Raw genomic sequence first — 374 nt, forward strand, 5'->3', positions numbered from 1 at the left:
CGACCGGCACGCTGACGCGTACGGGCACGCCGACCTCGACGCGTACAACGAATACCTCACCGCCCTCGCCCGGAAGGACGCCCGATGAAACGCCGCAACCCGGGGGAACCCCTGCGTGTGCCTGACGTTGACTGCGGGTGCGCCCCACCGCCGACGAACTGCGATCGCTTCGCACCATTTCCCGCCGTGGCGTCGTCGGCTTGGCCGCGATAGGAGTCGTGGTCGGATCGGTGGGGCTGGGCGTAGCGGTACCGGCGTTCGCGGCGAAGTATCCCACGTGGGACGACGTGGAGAAAGCGCGTGCCAATCAGGCCGCAAAGAGCACTGAGATTGCCCGTATCGAAGGCCTCATCCGCGGCCTCGAACGCGACGTC

Annotated in this window: 1 protein-coding gene; it reads left to right on the forward strand. The window is 67.6% G+C overall.

The window, feature by feature from the left end:
- Positions 1-137: 137 nt before the first annotated feature.
- On the forward strand, positions 138-374 hold a 237-nt coding region (locus KVT44_RS55690), incomplete at its 3' end, for a hypothetical protein (protein WP_217576890.1).

This window comes from Streptomyces sp. GbtcB7 (assembly GCF_019091445.1).
Classification (GTDB): Bacteria; Actinomycetota; Actinomycetes; order Streptomycetales; family Streptomycetaceae; genus Streptomyces; species Streptomyces mirabilis.